Raw genomic sequence first — 16,315 nt, forward strand, 5'->3', positions numbered from 1 at the left:
TAACATTGCAGAGTATGTAAACCTTGCAAATGATATATCAGACTACCGGAATAGGTAGAAAGCAATAGACTTCCTTTCAAAGTATAAATGCTTTGAAAGCAAAAGGGAATTGTATCGTTTGATGAAAACGGATAGAATATTTGAAGTTAAGGAGCAAGCCTTTAGAGCCTTGCAAAATTTTGGCGAAGATGTTAGATTGACCAAAAAAAAGAAAGGCAAGTCCGTTAAAACTATAAATGATAAACTTTTGATTTTGCACAATTCATTTAATGGAGACCCTTATACATTAACAGATTTCAAGATAAAGTTTAAGGATTTATATCCCGACGTTTATGATATTTATAATTATGAAAAGAAATCAAGGTTTGACAGTTTTATAACAAGCTCCATTAAGACATTCGCAAAAAATAAAATAAAGCACAATTATTCCATAAATATAAGTTTTGATGCTCCTGACATTTCAATTTCTCGGGAAGTATTTGAAATGGAGTATAAGGGAAGTTCAGATACAAATGACGAGTTAGTGATTGAGAATGATACACTAACAATAAAGTGCAATAGAACTGCAAAAATCAATCTTATAAATATTGTTTTTTCAGAAAGCAATTCTATTCATAATCAGATTATAAAATCTCTGATTTACTATTATATCCGAGTAAACCATTTCGTTCCTATACAGCATATCTCTATTAACCGAATAAAGCAAACAGGAGAAGAAACAATGCTTTCTCTACCAACTTCAAAAATTGGTATTGAACAAATATTGAACGATAAATTTAAAGGGACTGATATTTCAACTTTAGATATTACCGATATTTTTAAAATTGACGATAAATCCAAAGCAATCCAATATGCTTTAACCTACCTTTTGAAATCTAAAATTACCGATGAAGAAAGTGAACGGTTTGAAAAGTTATGGAAATCTTTTAATTCAATCTATTATTATTTTGGAAATGGTGTAAACGAAAATGAATGCCACCGATTAATGCGAAATTTCATAATTACTAACCCAACATTGTTTCCAAAATCACTGCATAGAGCAAGAAATATTACAGCTAAAGAACTTCGAGAAAAAGTTCGTTTCAATGAGCTACTAAGTAATGATTATGATACTAAAGAAAAGATAGTTTCCTTTATTGCATTTATCTTCAGGTATCAAAATAAGATTATTTGTAAAAACTTGCTTGATAATATCAGTTATTTTGAAACTGATTTAAAAAATATTTTCAGTGTGGATAAGGTTGAAAATAAGTTTAATAAGTTCGACTATATCAAAGACCTTTATCACAATAATAAGTCCTCAACTGACAGCGAAATAATCTTTAAAAGGATTACTGGATATTTAGAGGACAAGGTTAAAAATCCTGTAATAAATACCGAATTAGAAATTACTGTCTTCATCTGTATTAAATACTGTTACTATTTACGGAATAAGATATTCCACGCAGAAAAGCAAGATTTAACTTTTAGGTTCGCTAAGAACAATTTGATTTTTGAATTAGAATGGGTAAACGAAATACTGGAAACCCTAATAGTTGAATTAATATCTGCTAATTTAAGTTGGACAAGAAGAAATTAGAATTTTAAATCCCTGTCAAAAACAGGGATTTAATTAAACTCTATTCAGTAATTGGAGCATTCTGCCCACCTCAATATCCATTCTCGAAAAGGCAAACCATTTTTTGCCCAGGTCTTTTAGTGATGCTCCGATATGGTAAAGTTCCACATCGTCAATAATCAAAAAGCGGTCGTGAGCATCGGAAAAAATCTTAATTTCAATCCGAGGATATTGGCTGTTGTATCGTTGTACATCCAGCCGTAGCTGATTACTGATGTTTTTGGTATAGATAGTGGCAGTTGCATTATTATTCCGTTTACCCAATAAAGTCAATACCGTATCATCTACATAATTATCCAACAGGATAATGGAGGTTTTTGCATTTCGGATAATATCCGATACAAAGGCGTAGGCATCAAAAATCTGTCCGTTGTAAAAGATACCTTTTTCGCTGTGGAGCTTGTCGCTTTCCAGTGCCTTAAAAATCTCTTCAAATCTTTGGTCGGCTTCTAATTGTTTCAATTCAATCTTATCCAAACGATGAAAAAGAGAGGCATTGCTGGCAAGCATTCTCCGCATTTCTACAAAGGCTTCCATAATTTCAACACTGACTTTAACCGCTATATCCGAGCGAAGTATAGCAGAAGCCATTGCGACCCCTTGTTCAGTAAAAACATAGGGCAGATAACGTCTTCCGCCGTAGCTCAAACTTGAGGTTCCAATTTGGAACCTCAAGTTTTCAACTTCCTCTTCGGTAAGTTGAAAGCAAAAAGAAGCAGGAAATCTTTCAATATTTCTTTTTACGGCTTTGTTGAGGTTCTTGGTTTCCACCTGATATAAGGAAGCGAGGTCGCTATCCAGCATCACTTGCTTTCCACGTATGGAATAAATCAGATTTCTGATTTCCATTGTGCTAATGGTAGGCTTATTTTCCATTACTTTTGTAGCTTTTATTTTTAGCAAATTCAAAAGAGGTTTTGCAATCCTCATTCAACACGATATAAGCATCGAATTTATTTCCAGCTTTGCTTTTCATTCCTTTGATAAGTGAAGTTTTCTTTTTATTGACAAGGTTTTCAATATCGGCTAAGCTGATTTGTATGCCACACACATTGCGGAACTGTACCCAACTACAAACTTCATCCGGACACTTCACTATTTTATCACGGATAATGAGTTGATGGCCTTTGCATTTCGGGCAAACCAATTTAGGCAAGTTGTTTTGCGCAATGGAAGTTTGTAACAATTCATTGGTAATAGATGAGGCGTAAGTTTCCATTTCTTTTTGAAATGCCTCTGCATCTGCTTCGTTATTTTCGATTTTTTGCAAAGCCAATTCCCATTCGGCGGTCATTGCCACATCCGCAATTTTACGGTCTTTGACCAATTCGTACACCTGCAATCCTTTTTCGGTAGGGATTAAGGATTTCTTTTCCCGTTGGATATAATTGCGGGTAAACAAGGTTTCAATTATTGCGGCTCTTGTAGCCGGAGTGCCAATACCGATATTTTGCAGGGCTTTCCGTTCGTCTTCATTTTCGATTTCCTTTCCTGCACTTTCCATAGCCGACAAAAGCCCTGCTTCGGTATACAATACAGGCGGTTTGGTTTTTTTTTCCAAAACGGAGACTTCTTTTATTTTAAGTTCATCGCCTTTCTTCAGTTCGGGCAAATCCTGTACAGGCTCGGTATCATCATCGGAGAAACTGCCTTTGATGGAACGCCAGCCCGCTTCTATAACCTTACAACCCTTTGCCGTAAAATCATAATGCAATACCTGTAAACCTACATCGGTTATCTCCTTGATACAGGCTTGTGAAAGGGCTTCGAGCAGTCGAAAGGCAATCATATCATAAACGGAGTTTTCCTTTGCGTTCAGTGCTGACGGGATTTTATCTGTAATCAACAAACCGTGGTGGTCGGTAACACGCAAATCGTTCACAATACGTTTATTGAAGCGACCCCATCTCATTTTTGTAATCGCCTGTTTGCAGCTTTCTCTGTCCTGTAAAGCCCTTACAAGATTGGGTATTTCTGCCCACATATCTTCGGGAATATATTTGCTTCCGGTTCGAGGATAAGTGATAAACTTCTTTTCATAGAGACTTTGAGCAATATTGAGCGTTTCATCAGCAGAAAGGTTCAGTTTTTTATTGGCTTCTTTCTGCAATCCGGTAAGATCGAATAGCAAAGGCGGTTGTTCCGTAACGCTTTTGGTTTCTACTGATGTAACTGTTGCCGTTTCGTTTCGTTGAATGGCTTTCAGCGTATCAACGGCAAGTTTTTGGTCTTCCCATTTTGTTTTGGAAATACTTTTAAAATCTATCAACTCTTTATTATGCGATAGCTGTATCTGCCAATAATTCTTAACCTTGAAATTCTTGCTTTCCAAATAACGTTTGCATATCAAAGCCAAGGTAGGTGTTTGAACTCTTCCGAGGGAATAGATACCATTTCCTGCGGCAATGCTCAATGCTTGTGTAGCATTGATGCCTACCAACCAATCAGCACGGCTTCTACCTTGTGCTGCTTGGTATAATCCGTCAAATTCTTTTCCTGGTTTTAGTTTTTCAAATCCTTGTTTGATGGCTTTTTCGGTCAACGAACTTATCCAAAGGCGTTCAAAGGGTTTGTTGCATTTCAGGTATTCGTAGATGTAACGAAATATCAATTCGCCTTCACGTCCTGCATCGGTAGCCACAATAATGCTCTCGCTTTTATTGAAAAGCTGTTCAATAATTTTTAGTTGCTTTAACACTCCTGTATCGGCTGTATAGCCTTTATCTTTTTTTACTTTCCGAACAGTTAATAAAAAAGGATTGGGCAAAATCGGTAACGCTGTTTTATCAAATCCCGAAATTCCATAATCTTCGGGCATTCCCTGTCCTATTAAATGTCCGAATGCCCAGGTAACAAAATAGCCGTTACCTGTCAGGTAGCCGTCCTTTTTATCGGATGCTCCCAAAAGTCCGGCTATTTCCCTTGCTACGCTTGGTTTTTCTGCAATGATTGTTTTCATACTTTAAGATATTTTTTTGCCTCTTGTTTTCTCTGGAGCTTTGGGCTTTTCCTGTTGCTCCTGCTGTTGTTTGTTTTTCGGTGTTTGTTGACCAGACTTCAAAGGCTCTTTAATGTTCTTGGTGGCCTCATGGGTTTTGCCTTCAGAATTGACCGCAGTTTGCGTTTTATGAGCTTCGGTCGGTTTTATCCTTTCCTTATATTGATTTGGAAATTCAAAATTGGTTTTTCCATTTTCTTTATTGAAAGTGATATAACCTTGATATGGTTGCCCTTTTTTATCTTTCAATCCATCAATGTAAATGGTTTGACCAGCCTTGAAATCTTTTTGTTGCTCGTCAGTCAGTTCTTTTCCTCGGAAAGTTTTTGGAATTTCCTGTGTTTGGTTTTGTTGCTTGCTTTGCTCATTATTCTGTCCGTTGCTTTGCGTTTGCCTGTTAGAATTATTGCGGTCGAACAAAAATTCCACATATCGCTTATCTGCATTGAACTGAACCGTTGCCGAAAATTCAGTTCCTTTCGTAGAAACCATACTTTCTAAATAAAGTGGTTTGCCTTCCAATAGAGTTTGCTTTTGCTCATCATTCAGTTTTACACCTTTAATTTCATCGGGAATTTTTATAAATTCCGTCCGCAGAGCAATTACATCATTGGTTAACCTGTCTATACTAATAATAGACGGCATCAGTTCGCCAGTTTTGGAATTTTTCAAATCTACTACACGCCCCATATTACCAGTTTCGAGCAGGTTCTTTTTGTCTTCATCCGTAAACTTGTGTCCGAAAAACTCAAAATGCAAATTGGGTTCTTTTTTGATGCCGTGTATTCCTACCACAACTTTTCCGTCTTCGGCTTGCTGTAAAGACAAGCGGGCATCTGTACGAAGAATTGTACCGCCGAGGTTAACACCAATCGGTAGTAGTTCGTTTGTTTTATAACCTTTCAATAAAGGTTCAAGTAGGTTTCTCTTTTCAAGGTATTCCTTGCTTAATCCGAGATTGGTCATTGTATCCCAATCAATCTGCTCCGGTTTGTAGCGGTATTCGCTTGCTTCCGGTGTTGTTTGTGTTGTTGCCATATTATTTTGATTTACTTGTTTTTTATCCGATTGCGGTTCTGTTTTTACTTCGTGTTCTTTCATTACTTTTTCGCCTTCAGCAGTGGGTTTATCAACCTGCTTTTGCATTTTCTGTGCTTTTTCAACAGCGATAGGTGCAGGCACTTTAAAGAATGAAAAATTGGTAGGGTTCTTTAATTGGCTGAAAAAATTGGAAAAGAAGTTCGAAAAGAAATCACCGCTTTTATCCACACGCATAAATTGGTTTTGGTTTTTCTTGGTGGGGTCAACGGTTTCCATTTTTCCATTCTCGTCTATACTCTTTACAGCTTGGATTTTCATTTTTTCCTTATCCAGAACTAACAAAATGTCAGATAACTGTTCGGGCATTTCCTGTTTATTTATGGTTTCTTCACTCATATTCTCAAAAGTTTAAAATTTACTATCGAATGTAAAGCAAGCTTTCACTGAATTGCACTATATGGCACTCAGAGGTAGTGTTTGTCTTTCATTGGCTTTATTTGGTTGAAGGTGGGTTAAAGCTATCTCTGATGAATTGATGTACATCAGACAATTTGTAATAAAGCTTTCCACTAATAGTGTAATAGGGCAGTTTGCCGATGGAGCGATACCGTTGCAGAGAACGGTTGCTTATTTTCAGCATTTGAAGTAAATCCTGATTGTCCAGTAATTCCTCTCCATCTATGCTGTTGCGTTTCTTTTGTAACTCGTTTATATTATCACCCAGCATATCTAAGCGACCCATTAAGCGTTCCATCCACGCCAAAAATTCCATTCTGTCAATATTCATAGGGATATACTTTTAAGGGTCCTATTTTTTATTTACACTTAGCTTTCTGCCTTTTTCGATATAGCTTTTACCTTTTACCATAAGCTCTTGTATAAATTCATCACTGCTTTGTATGGCGTTGGCATTAAGCATATCTTTTATGGATCCAAGGGTGTAGAAATACTGACCGTAGATTTTTGAGTAAGTGATCTCTCCTTTGGTTCGCATACGCCATAAGGTTTTTTCGCTGATGTGCAGGTATTGGCATACCTCGTGGTTATTTAGCCACAGGTCATCATAGCTTTTATCTTCCTGCCTTTTCAGGTAATCGGCAATGGCATTGATACGGCTGTTTAGCTGTTGCCAGGCTTCCTCTTCAATTGTTATTATTTTCATCGCACAGCTTTTTAACGTTCACTATGCAAAATTGAGAAAGCTGGCAGTGTTTGTCTGCCAAGCTCTGCCAATTGGTTTGGCGGTTTTTTGAAAATTTTTACCATTCGGTAAAACCCTTGTTTAATAAGTGTTTTAGGGATTTAAGTGAGTTTAATTATGAGGTTGTATTAACATTTGCCAATTGGCAGATATAGGCAAAGAAAAAAGCAGTACGTTTTGGGTACTGCTTTCAAATCTTTATTTTGATATAGCTAAAGGTCTTTATCCATATATTCTTCGAGGGATATTTTAAGCTGGTCTAAAAATGCAGTTCTTGAACCTGCTCTTGTTTTCATTCGGTGGAAAGAATGATGAATATCGTTTAACGGAGTTCTAAACAGCACTTGAAAAATCAAAGCCAATTTTCTTATCCCTATTTTTCCGTATGCAATGGAATTTGAAGCATAGAGAGCGTATATGAGCTCAATAAGTGCATTTTGAGAATTTGTCCATGAAATATCCTTTTTTGTATCTAAATTCTGTAAAATCGTGTCTGGGTTTTCTTCGGGATTGATTTTGCTGAGCATGTAAGTATAAAGTAATTCATTAGCAATAATATGTGCAATCTTATTATCATAATACGTTGAGAAGCTGAGGTCAATTTCAAATACGCCACTTTTCAAACCATCGTGATAATTGATCTTTCCAAGTTTGAAATAAGTATGGTCACGATCTGTTCTACCAGCACGGTAATATCTATAAAAATCTTCGTTACAAATATTTTCCTTATATTCTGATTTCAGATTTTTTAATAGGTTTTCGTAGTAGCTATGATGTATTTTGCCGTTATTGACAGGACAGGTTGTTTCTATGCGGAATACTTTATTATAGTAAATTAGTTTTCCTAATATTTGCGGTTTGATATTCCTGAAAAATTCAATCTCCTGTTGTTCATCTTTAAATCCGGCTTGTAAGACTTTGGTTTTTATGGCACAGAGCAGTTCTTTTAAGAACAACGTCATTTGATAAGCCTCATCCGCTGTTGGCATCATTTGAGAAGATAGTTTGTCTTCTTGATAATGAATTTGCGATAATATTTTATTCAACACGATTTCCATAGCATAGTCGTTTAGAGGTTCTCACAATTTGTTTCGGAGTTGCATCTATTGTTGATATGTCAAAATTTGGGAATAATATTGAAACTATTATCACAGTTTCTCCCCAGTGGGGAGATTTTATTTGTTATTAAGTAGAAGGAAAGGGCAAAAATAAAGGATAAAGAACCAATACTCTTTACCCTTTATTTTTTATATTTGCAATATTGATTTACAAGGTAATCAGATAAAAACAAGTGCAGTAAGCACCATTACTAAATCGTTACCGATAGAGTTTTTCTCTCTTGTAAACTACTCTTTATTAGCCACTTTTGGTTATATTAATCTTTTTTTCTAAAAAAAAGAAGTTCCACACCGAGTTGCAGGCGCATCAGGATCGGATCTTCTAAAAATGGCTTTAACCAAACTGTACGAAGAAAGCTCCCACAAACTACACGAAACAATCGACAAAACCATCTTGGAGACAGCTTTCGACTTCTATTTTAGAAATCAGATGGAAACCGCCCGCTTATTGGGCATTAGTAGCAATATCATTCGAAGTAAATTGATTCAATACAAGATTTTCGCTGTGAAAACACAGAACAAAGGCCATCAAAAAATCTAAATAGAGCCAATTAATCACTTTAATTAGGTTTTTTACATTTTAAAATGAATGAAGATCTTCTAACGTTGCGTCAGCATTAGCATTTTCTCGTCTTCCCAACTGCATCAGCTTAGGCGTGAAGAAAGAAGCTATCCCCACCAACATCACCAATCCGCCAGCAATAATAAATGCCGGTGCTACACCTACTTTTTCGGCGATCAAACCCGTAAATAACAGGCCAATGATGCTGGGCAAAATCGCCATGCTGAAATAGAGCGAAAACACCCGACCCAACATTTTGGGCTCTACTTCTTCTTGAATAGTGGTCATAAATGCGGCAGAAAAAATGGACATGGCAATACCAGACAAGGTGGTGATGACCACAAAAGCGATGAACCACGAGGACGGAAATGCACCACATAATAGAAAAGAAAAGCCGAGTACGATATGCATCGCATTGACCAAAATAATCTTCGGTGTTTTAATTCGAAGAATACTGAGAACGGATCCGCCAACCAGCATCCCGACACCCCAAACAATCTCAATCAAGCTAATTTCCCATTTGCCACCGCCATAATAACCTGTCGTGAGTAGCGGAAACATGATAGCTGCAGGCATTACAAAAAAAGTAACCAACATGGCATAGAAGAACAAATATCCCAAGCCCTTATTGTGGTGAATGGCACCAAAACCTTCTTTTAATTCCGTAAAAACGGCCGCAACGGAAGCGTTACTTTCAGACTTCAAATGTGGGATTCGCACGAAAAACAAAGAAGTAATCGCGAGCACAGCACCGATGATATCCAGATACAGCACATCCGCAATCGCAAAGTACGTAATGGCCAAGGTGCCTATCGCTGGGCCAGCGATCGTGCTAACCGACTGCAACATCTGATTGATGCCCGATACTCGCAGCAATTCCTTCTCTGGCACAATAAGCGGCGCGATGGCTTGCATCGCGGGCGACTGAAAGGCATTCCCCACCGATCGGCAAGCGAGCAAGGCATAAATCCAAAATAAATCGACCTCCTCATTGCGCAGCAAAAAAGTCATCGCAAAAGCACAGATAGCAATAAAACCATCCGAAAACATCATGACTTTCTTACGATCCCAACGATCAATAAACACGCCAGCAAACGGCCCGATCAATGCTTGCGGCAATAAACCAGCAATTCCCGCTAAAGCCAAAATTTCGGCCGATTGATGCTCTAAGCTTAACCAGATAATGACGGCGAAATGCACGGCATAACTCGTTATCATAGAGAAGAATTGTCCAGTCCATATAAACAGGTAGGTTCTATACCATTTTTGATTTTCCATAAATAAATACTTAAAAAACAACAATCATTTTAAACACGCTATCTCTGGGAAGACAGCCAGATAATCAGACGCTCCGACTGATTACTTCTTGGGCACAGGCAGCCATGGCTTGGCCACCATTGTTGTATATATTGAGATACTCATCATAGTAAAGATATAAAATCTTCTCAGATATTCGCCAAAAAGAAAAACGAGACTATCGCATGAGATCGTCTCGTTTTTACATTTTGTAAAAACTGCTAAAAAGCAGCTTTAAAATTATGCTTGAATAGAAGGAACTCCAACTAATTCATTGGTATCGGCTTCGTAATCGATGCCATCTACTTGGAAACCAAATAGACCGAAGAATTCATCGCGGTATCCTTTGATATCAGAGATTTCTTCTAAGTTTTCCGTCGAAATTTGTTGCCACAATGCAGCTACTTCTTCTTGTACATCAGCACGCATTTCTAAATCGTCTACACGGATACGCCCTTTTTCGTCTAACGTAGGTGCATGTCCGCTATACAATTGCGAAGCAAAAAGGCGTTGCATTTGTTCAACCGTTCCTTCGTGGATACCTTTTTCTTTCATCACTTTGTACAACAACGAAATGTATAATGGCACAACCGGAATAGCCGAGCTAGACTGCGTCACCAATGCTTTGTTGACAGAAACGTAAGATACGCCATTCAAGTCAGCAAGCAATTCGTTCAATGCCGGTACAGTCGCTTCCAAGTTGTCTTTTGCACGACCGATCGTACCATTGCGGTAGATTGGATACGTCAATTCAGGACCGATATAGGAATAAGCAACAGTTTTCACTCCTTCTGCCAATACACCAGCAGCTTTAAGATCTTCGATCCAGAATTGCCAGTCTTCACCGCCCATGACAGCTACTGTATTCTCAATATCTTCGTCGTTCTCGATCGGATTGATCGTAATATCGGAGACCACACCGCTATGGAAATCGACTGTCTTATCGGTAAAAGGCTGTGCGATTGGCTTCAACACAGAACCATGTGCCACACCTGTTTTTGGATGCGTACGACGTGGAGATGCTAAGGAATAAACCACCAAATCTACTTGACCTAAGTCTTCTTTAATTAATTCAATGGCTTGTTTTTTCACTTCATCAGAGAAGGCATCGCCATTGATACTTTTTGCATATAATCCGGCAGCTGTCGCTTCTTTTTCGAATGCGGCAGAGTTGTACCAACCTGCGGTTCCTGGTTTGCCAGCTGCTGCAGGTTTTTCAAAGAAAACTCCGATGGTAGCGGCGTCAGAACCAAACGCTGCAGTGATACGAGATGAAAGTCCGAAGCCGGTCGATGCACCGATCACCAATACTTTTTTAGGACCGTTTGCAATGGCTCCTTTGGACTGAACGTAATCAATTTGATTTTTCACGTTCTGAGCAGTACCATCGGGATGGGTTGTCAGACAGATAAATCCTCGTACGCGTGGTTGAATAATCATATGAAATGGGTTGTTATACTAAATCTGTTTTTAAATCAATGTGCAAAATAACTAATTATTCCACAGAATCCCATCAACGGGCGCACTCTTTTAAGAATTTTCGCGCAACTACATTATTCAAAAGTGGTGATCTGTTCATCAAAAGGACTTTAGGTCTATAAGCATATTTTCTATCTTTACTCCCATGAATTGGGAGATCTGGAAAAAAGACTTTAAGCGATACCTGCTCTTCGAGCGGGGATTATCCGCCAATTCGATCGAAGCTTACCTATCAGATATCATTAAGTTAGAAGCCTATGCAATAGAAAATGCTATTGCACTTCAGCAAATGACTCCGCTCGACATCCAACAGTTTCTGGCGCATATACACCGACAGGATATGGCACCCACTTCTCAAGCTAGGCTGCTTTCTGCCTTGAAATCCTTCTTTACGTTTTTGCAAATTGAACATGATTGGCTCAGCAATCCAGCAATGCTGATCGAAGCACCTCGACTGCTGCGTAAATTGCCGGATGTACTTAGTATCGTCGAAATTGATCACTTGATCGATAGCATCGACCTATCGCTGCCTGAAGGAATGCGCAACAAAGCCATGCTAGAAGTGCTATATGGCTGCGGATTGCGTGTATCCGAATTAGTTTCGCTGAAAATCTCTAATCTATTTCTAGTGGAAGAATTCATAAAAGTAGAAGGTAAAGGTAATAAAGAGCGCCTGATACCTATTGGCAATCAAGCCATTAAATACCTCCGTATTTATCTGTATGAAAGTAGACCGCTTGTACCGGTCAAGTCCGGACAAGAAGACATGGTTTTCTTAAACCGAAGAGGATCGGCGATATCCCGCGTCATGGTATTTCTCATGATCAAAAAACAGGCCGCACAAGCGCAGATTACCAAGCACATCAGTCCACACACTTTTCGCCATAGCTTTGCCACACATTTGGTAGAAGGCGGCGCCGATCTGCGCGCAGTACAAGACATGTTGGGACACGAAAGCATCAGTACGACGGAAATTTACACCCATTTGGACAACGCTTACCTGCAAACGGTGATAACCGAATTTCACCCCAGATCCAAAAAGCGTTCGCTGTAAGCAAATAAAACCTTGCAACATTATTGCATTTGACGTACCTTTGTCCCGTGATGAAGAAAGGAAATTACTTTCGGCTAGTCGGAATGCTATTGGGTATCATGCTATGGATGTTTTCCATGGGTGTGGCTACTGTGCATCATCATCTGCCCGAAGATTCTCGAGAATCTATTCATTCATCGCAAGAGAAGATTCAGCACGATCATCAACAGAAAAATGATCATTGCCATCATTCCCATGATCATGGCTCCGATCAGGATTGTGGCATCTGTTTTCTCATTCATCACAACAATCCGGTAGTCCTCTCCTATTTTGCAGCAACCTTTGCCTTGCTTTATCCAGCGACGCTACCTCCATTGACCACACCGTATGTGTTGTCTTTACTCCAAGATCCTAATCTTGGAGCGCCATCGCTGCGCGGCCCTCCGATGTGCTAAGCACGATCCCTTTCAACTTTAGTTTTTCACTTTTATAGATCGAACGTATGTTTCGTCATATGTGGATTTTGGTTCTACTGTTATGGTGCAGTTTAGGAGCCAATGCCCAAGCCCCTTGTACATTAACCCTTTCAGGTATTGTTATCGATACACAAGCTAAGCCACTGGTGGGCGTCGGTGTACGCAATACAAACAACAATAGCGTCGCTTACTCAGATCGGCAAGGTTTGTTTAAACTGCAACATCAATGCGCTGGTGATCAGATGATCACATTTAGCTTCTTAGGTTACGACACTGTAGAAAGAAAGATTACACTTCCCACACTAGAACCGGTGCGGATCGTGATGAAAATCGGTACCGTGCACGTGCAAGATGTGACCGTAACCGGCATACAGTCTGAGCACATCACCAGCAGCAGACATCATCTATCAGAAGATACCAAGCAGGAACTTCGTGCCAAGCCCTTGGCAGAAATGCTCAGCCAGATTGCTGGCGTTAGCCAATTGAATACCGGTTCTAGCATTGCCAAGCCCGTGATTAATGGTTTGCATAGCAATCGGGTATTGATTCTAAATCATGGCGTGCGCCAAGAAGGTCAGCAATGGGGCGCAGAACATGCGCCAGAGATTGATCCTTTCACTTCGGATCGATTAGAAGTCATCAAAGGTGCTGAGGGCGTGCGCTACGGAGCAGATGCACTGGGTGGCGTGATCATTAGCACCGCAAATCCAATTGATCCAAGCAAAATAAGGGGGGGAGTGGATTTGTTGGGACAATCGAATGGTCGTGGTGGTGTGAGCAATATCCGCTTTGAAGGCGGTATCGCATCGATTCCCAACTTAGGATGGCGTGTTCAGGCATCGGGCAAGAAAATTGGGAATTTGCATACTGCTGAGTACGTGCTGGGTAACACCGGAGTGGAAGAGCTAAATGTTTCGGGTTTGTTGCAATACAATAAAGGCAATCACGATCTGGAGTTTTACTATAGTCATTTCGGTACTAACCTCGGCATTTTCTACGGCGCGCATGTAAGCACGTTAGATGATATTCTAGCGAATATCGAACGCGGAAGACCATCTTCTACCTACGATTTCACCTACAATATTGCATCGCCACGCCAACGAGTCGATCACGATTTGGCGAAGATCAAATGGGTGTATGCCCTATCTGGACAAACGAAGTTAGAAACCCAATTTGCATTGCAACGTAACCGTCGCAAGGAATACGATCTGCGTCGTGTGCTTTCAGACGATACGCCCATGGCCGACATGAACCTCACAACGCAAACGCTAGATATTGCGTTGAAATCCGGCCATCACCGCGTTGGAATCGACGGCATGTTGCAAGTGAACAACAATGTGCCTGGCACAGGCACGACACCGATAATTCCCAACTTTGACAACCACAATCTTGGCATTTATGCGATCACGCAACAGCATTGGGGCAAATTTCATGGCGAACTGGGCGCGCGATACGATTACCGTTATTTTGATGTAGCCGGCTTCCGCTACGATTACAGCAGCATCGATGAGAATGGCATTGTACGACAGTACTTATTGACGGATCGTCGGCACTTTCACAACTGGAGTGGATCGGCGGGATTGGCTTATCATGCTTCACCAGTATGGACTTGGAAAACTAATCTGGGATTAGCTTGGCGTGCGCCTTCGGCAAATGAATTGTACAGCGACGGCCTACACCACGGCAGTGGCACGTATGAGGTTGGTGATCCGAACCTTGCTTCAGAGCGAGGATATAAATGGGTCAATTCCATTCTATTCAAAAGCGAAAATATCGCCATCACTACCGATTTGTATGCACAGTATATTCAAGATTATATCTATGCTATGCCTAATCCAGACTCGGTGCGGCAAACCATTCGCGGTACATTTCCGGTGTTCAATTATCGTCAGCAAGACGCCTTTTTTTATGGCGTAGATCTGCAATTGGATTGGCAGATCAATACCACTTGGTCTTACGCTTTAAAAGGTTCGGTGGTACGCGCACGCGATCTAGATAACAACACCTATTTCCCATTCATACCGGCAGATCGCATCAATCAAAGCATCAAATGGCAATATGGTGCCGAATCGGAAAACTATATCCGATTAGCGCATGTATTTGTAGATCGCCAACATCACTTTGATCCAGCCACCGATTACACCAATCCGCCAGCTGCTTATCATTTATTTCACGCCTATGCCAGTGCAAGGCTACCTATTTACCAGCGTAGTATTCAAGTTAATCTAGGTGTAGAAAACATCTTCAACGTGCTCTACAAGGATTACATGGATCGCATGCGCTACTTCTCACATCAGATGGGAAGAAATATTACACTAGGATTTACATTTCAATTTTAAAAAAACAATACGATGAACAAAACATGGATTTTTCTTTTGGCCGCAGTAACTACTTTATCTTTCCAATCTTGTCAGAAAGATGATCCTATTGCCGAAGTGGATCAGGAAGAAGTAGGTACAGCAACAATTATTTTTACCGAAGTAAACCGCGAAGCACACGACGATCATTTCCACTATGAGGATTTCGCGGGTGCGGACAGTGACACCGTTAAATTCACGCCTGCTCCTAACGGACAATTGCTTCCTCCTGTCGGCGCACATTTTCACTTGGAAAAAGGCAAAACTTACCGATTATCGCTACAAAGCACGGATTTTGCCGGCAGAAGATCAGAGCAAACTTTCGTAAGTCGTGATGATATCCATCAGGCCTTCTTCACCGCCAATCCAGCTTCAGAAATCAGCACCTTTACTTACGTATACGCAGACAAAAATGCCGCTGGTGGAAACGTCAATGTCGGCGTTACAGGGTATATGACGGTACTCGAGACATCAAGCACCTTTGTGATGCGCTATGTGATGCGCCACCTGAATCCGGGTGTGAAAGCAAACATTACGGCAGCAGACTGGAACAACGCTAATTTTCTGAACTTTGCAGGTGCGACGGATCTGGATCTCATCTTCGAAATGCACTTCGTAGATGGCGCTGGTCACGGCCACTAACCAACAGGACATTCATTATCAAAAGGTTGCTTATTTAGCAACCTTTTTTTAGTAATAACACCGGAAAAAATAGTATTTTTGCCGCACTGCCTGCGTAGTTCAATGGATAGAATATCAGATTCCGGTTCTGACGATGTGGGTTCGAATCTCGCCGCGGGCACGTACAAAAAAAGCGCTTTACAGATGTAAGCGCTTTTTTTATGAATCGTTGTGATCCACCATTTTATATTGAAATTTCAAATATATCGGTACTAGTCGTTTTTCATCACTGTAGTATCTGTGGATGTTGTATCCAAGTTGATTACTTCTTCATTGGATTGATTGATGTTATAGCGTTGCTGATCAGCAGGTTCCACAGGTGTCAACTCATTATCTACTTCATCTGCTCGCTCTTGCGAAGAATGACAGGCCATAAAACTGAATGCACTTATTCCCAAGATGGTGTATATTAGCTTTTTCATAGTATTATTTTTTTGATTCCTACTTTTAGAACA

15 protein-coding genes and 1 tRNA gene are annotated in these 16,315 nt (G+C 40.0%); 7 read left to right on the top strand and 9 right to left on the bottom strand.

What is annotated here, in order from left to right; translation table 11 throughout:
• Window positions 1-121: 121 nt before the first annotated feature.
• Complete coding sequence (locus AC3IRT_RS11820) at window positions 122-1,579, top strand: hypothetical protein (protein ID WP_286767737.1); 1,458 nt, start codon at window positions 122-124, stop codon at window positions 1,577-1,579.
• A gap of 33 nt (window positions 1,580-1,612) precedes the next feature.
• Here the strand turns inward: AC3IRT_RS11820 and AC3IRT_RS11825 are convergent, their stop codons facing one another.
• From AC3IRT_RS11825 to AC3IRT_RS11850, 6 genes are all read right to left on the bottom strand, one after another.
• Window positions 1,613-2,527, bottom strand: a complete 915-nt coding sequence (locus AC3IRT_RS11825; protein WP_489393428.1) for an ORF6N domain-containing protein — start codon at window positions 2,525-2,527, stop codon at window positions 1,613-1,615.
• Window positions 2,484-4,577, bottom strand: a complete 2,094-nt coding sequence (locus tag AC3IRT_RS11830; protein WP_286767735.1) for a type IA DNA topoisomerase — start codon at window positions 4,575-4,577, stop codon at window positions 2,484-2,486. The genes AC3IRT_RS11825 and AC3IRT_RS11830 overlap by 44 nt, the downstream gene beginning before the upstream one ends.
• A gap of 3 nt (window positions 4,578-4,580) precedes the next feature.
• Complete coding sequence (locus AC3IRT_RS11835; RefSeq protein WP_286767734.1) at window positions 4,581-6,053, bottom strand: DUF3945 domain-containing protein; 1,473 nt, start codon at window positions 6,051-6,053, stop codon at window positions 4,581-4,583.
• 97 nt (window positions 6,054-6,150) lie between these two features.
• Entirely contained in the window at window positions 6,151-6,444 is a 294-nt protein-coding gene (locus AC3IRT_RS11840; protein WP_286767733.1) for a helix-turn-helix domain-containing protein, read from the bottom strand.
• A gap of 21 nt (window positions 6,445-6,465) precedes the next feature.
• Window positions 6,466-6,819 carry a helix-turn-helix domain-containing protein gene (locus AC3IRT_RS11845; protein WP_286767732.1) on the bottom strand — a complete coding sequence of 118 codons (354 nt, stop codon included), beginning with the start codon at window positions 6,817-6,819 and terminating at the stop codon, window positions 6,466-6,468.
• Window positions 6,820-7,070: 251 nt separating this feature from the next.
• A complete protein-coding gene (locus AC3IRT_RS11850) occupies window positions 7,071-7,916 on the bottom strand; it encodes an RteC domain-containing protein (RefSeq protein WP_286767731.1) in 846 nt (281 codons plus the stop codon).
• A 388-nt stretch (window positions 7,917-8,304) separates the two neighbouring features.
• On the opposite strand from AC3IRT_RS11850, the gene AC3IRT_RS11855 reads away from it, so the two are divergent.
• Window positions 8,305-8,517, top strand: a complete 213-nt coding sequence (locus tag AC3IRT_RS11855; RefSeq protein ID WP_489393429.1) for a hypothetical protein — start codon at window positions 8,305-8,307, stop codon at window positions 8,515-8,517.
• A gap of 39 nt (window positions 8,518-8,556) precedes the next feature.
• Here the strand turns inward: AC3IRT_RS11855 and AC3IRT_RS11860 are convergent, their stop codons facing one another.
• Window positions 8,557-9,816, bottom strand: coding sequence for an MFS transporter (locus AC3IRT_RS11860; protein WP_489393430.1), 1,260 nt, complete (start codon window positions 9,814-9,816; stop codon window positions 8,557-8,559).
• A 258-nt stretch (window positions 9,817-10,074) separates the two neighbouring features.
• The gene (fabV, locus tag AC3IRT_RS11865; RefSeq protein WP_489393431.1) at window positions 10,075-11,274 is read right to left on the bottom strand and encodes an enoyl-ACP reductase FabV; all 1,200 of its coding nucleotides are present in this window, start codon (window positions 11,272-11,274) and stop codon (window positions 10,075-10,077) included.
• Window positions 11,275-11,458: 184 nt separating this feature from the next.
• On the opposite strand from fabV, the gene xerD reads away from it, so the two are divergent.
• From xerD to AC3IRT_RS11890, 5 genes are all read left to right on the top strand, one after another.
• Window positions 11,459-12,367, top strand: coding sequence for a site-specific tyrosine recombinase XerD (xerD, locus tag AC3IRT_RS11870; RefSeq protein ID WP_489393432.1), 909 nt, complete (start codon window positions 11,459-11,461; stop codon window positions 12,365-12,367).
• A gap of 50 nt (window positions 12,368-12,417) precedes the next feature.
• On the top strand, window positions 12,418-12,801 hold the full coding sequence (locus AC3IRT_RS11875) for a DUF2946 family protein (protein ID WP_489393433.1): 384 nt from the start codon (window positions 12,418-12,420) through the stop codon (window positions 12,799-12,801).
• 47 nt (window positions 12,802-12,848) lie between these two features.
• On the top strand, window positions 12,849-15,161 hold the full coding sequence (locus AC3IRT_RS11880; RefSeq protein WP_489393434.1) for a TonB-dependent receptor: 2,313 nt from the start codon (window positions 12,849-12,851) through the stop codon (window positions 15,159-15,161).
• A 12-nt stretch (window positions 15,162-15,173) separates the two neighbouring features.
• Window positions 15,174-15,821 (top strand): hypothetical protein, encoded by a 648-nt coding sequence (locus AC3IRT_RS11885; protein WP_489393435.1) that lies wholly within the window; start codon window positions 15,174-15,176, stop codon window positions 15,819-15,821.
• 88 nt (window positions 15,822-15,909) lie between these two features.
• Window positions 15,910-15,981 (top strand) — tRNA-Arg (locus AC3IRT_RS11890).
• A gap of 91 nt (window positions 15,982-16,072) precedes the next feature.
• Here AC3IRT_RS11890 and AC3IRT_RS11895 read toward each other — a convergent pair.
• Window positions 16,073-16,282 (bottom strand): hypothetical protein, encoded by a 210-nt coding sequence (locus AC3IRT_RS11895; protein WP_489393436.1) that lies wholly within the window; start codon window positions 16,280-16,282, stop codon window positions 16,073-16,075.
• Window positions 16,283-16,315 lie beyond the last annotated feature (33 nt).

The sequence above is a fragment of the Sphingobacterium sp. KH_072 genome (genome assembly GCF_057837975.1).

Bases quoted from the DNA above. Each gene is read 5' to 3' on its own strand.
- AC3IRT_RS11820 (WP_286767737.1), top strand. From the start codon at position 122: ATGAAAACGGATAGAATATTTGAAGTTAAGGAGCAAGCCTTTAGAGCC.
- AC3IRT_RS11830 (WP_286767735.1), bottom strand. From the start codon at position 4,577: ATGAAAACAATCATTGCAGAAAAACCAAGCGTAGCAAGGGAAATAGCC.
- AC3IRT_RS11835 (WP_286767734.1), bottom strand. From the start codon at position 6,053: ATGAGTGAAGAAACCATAAATAAACAGGAAATGCCCGAACAGTTATCT.
- AC3IRT_RS11840 (WP_286767733.1), bottom strand. From the start codon at position 6,444: ATGAATATTGACAGAATGGAATTTTTGGCGTGGATGGAACGCTTAATG.
- AC3IRT_RS11845 (WP_286767732.1), bottom strand. From the start codon at position 6,819: ATGAAAATAATAACAATTGAAGAGGAAGCCTGGCAACAGCTAAACAGC.
- AC3IRT_RS11850 (WP_286767731.1), bottom strand. From the start codon at position 7,916: ATGGAAATCGTGTTGAATAAAATATTATCGCAAATTCATTATCAAGAA.
- AC3IRT_RS11855 (WP_489393429.1), top strand. From the start codon at position 8,305: ATGGCTTTAACCAAACTGTACGAAGAAAGCTCCCACAAACTACACGAA.
- AC3IRT_RS11860 (WP_489393430.1), bottom strand. From the start codon at position 9,816: ATGGAAAATCAAAAATGGTATAGAACCTACCTGTTTATATGGACTGGA.
- fabV (WP_489393431.1), bottom strand. From the start codon at position 11,274: ATGATTATTCAACCACGCGTACGAGGATTTATCTGTCTGACAACCCAT.
- xerD (WP_489393432.1), top strand. From the start codon at position 11,459: ATGAATTGGGAGATCTGGAAAAAAGACTTTAAGCGATACCTGCTCTTC.
- AC3IRT_RS11875 (WP_489393433.1), top strand. From the start codon at position 12,418: ATGAAGAAAGGAAATTACTTTCGGCTAGTCGGAATGCTATTGGGTATC.
- AC3IRT_RS11880 (WP_489393434.1), top strand. From the start codon at position 12,849: ATGTTTCGTCATATGTGGATTTTGGTTCTACTGTTATGGTGCAGTTTA.
- AC3IRT_RS11885 (WP_489393435.1), top strand. From the start codon at position 15,174: ATGAACAAAACATGGATTTTTCTTTTGGCCGCAGTAACTACTTTATCT.
- AC3IRT_RS11895 (WP_489393436.1), bottom strand. From the start codon at position 16,282: ATGAAAAAGCTAATATACACCATCTTGGGAATAAGTGCATTCAGTTTT.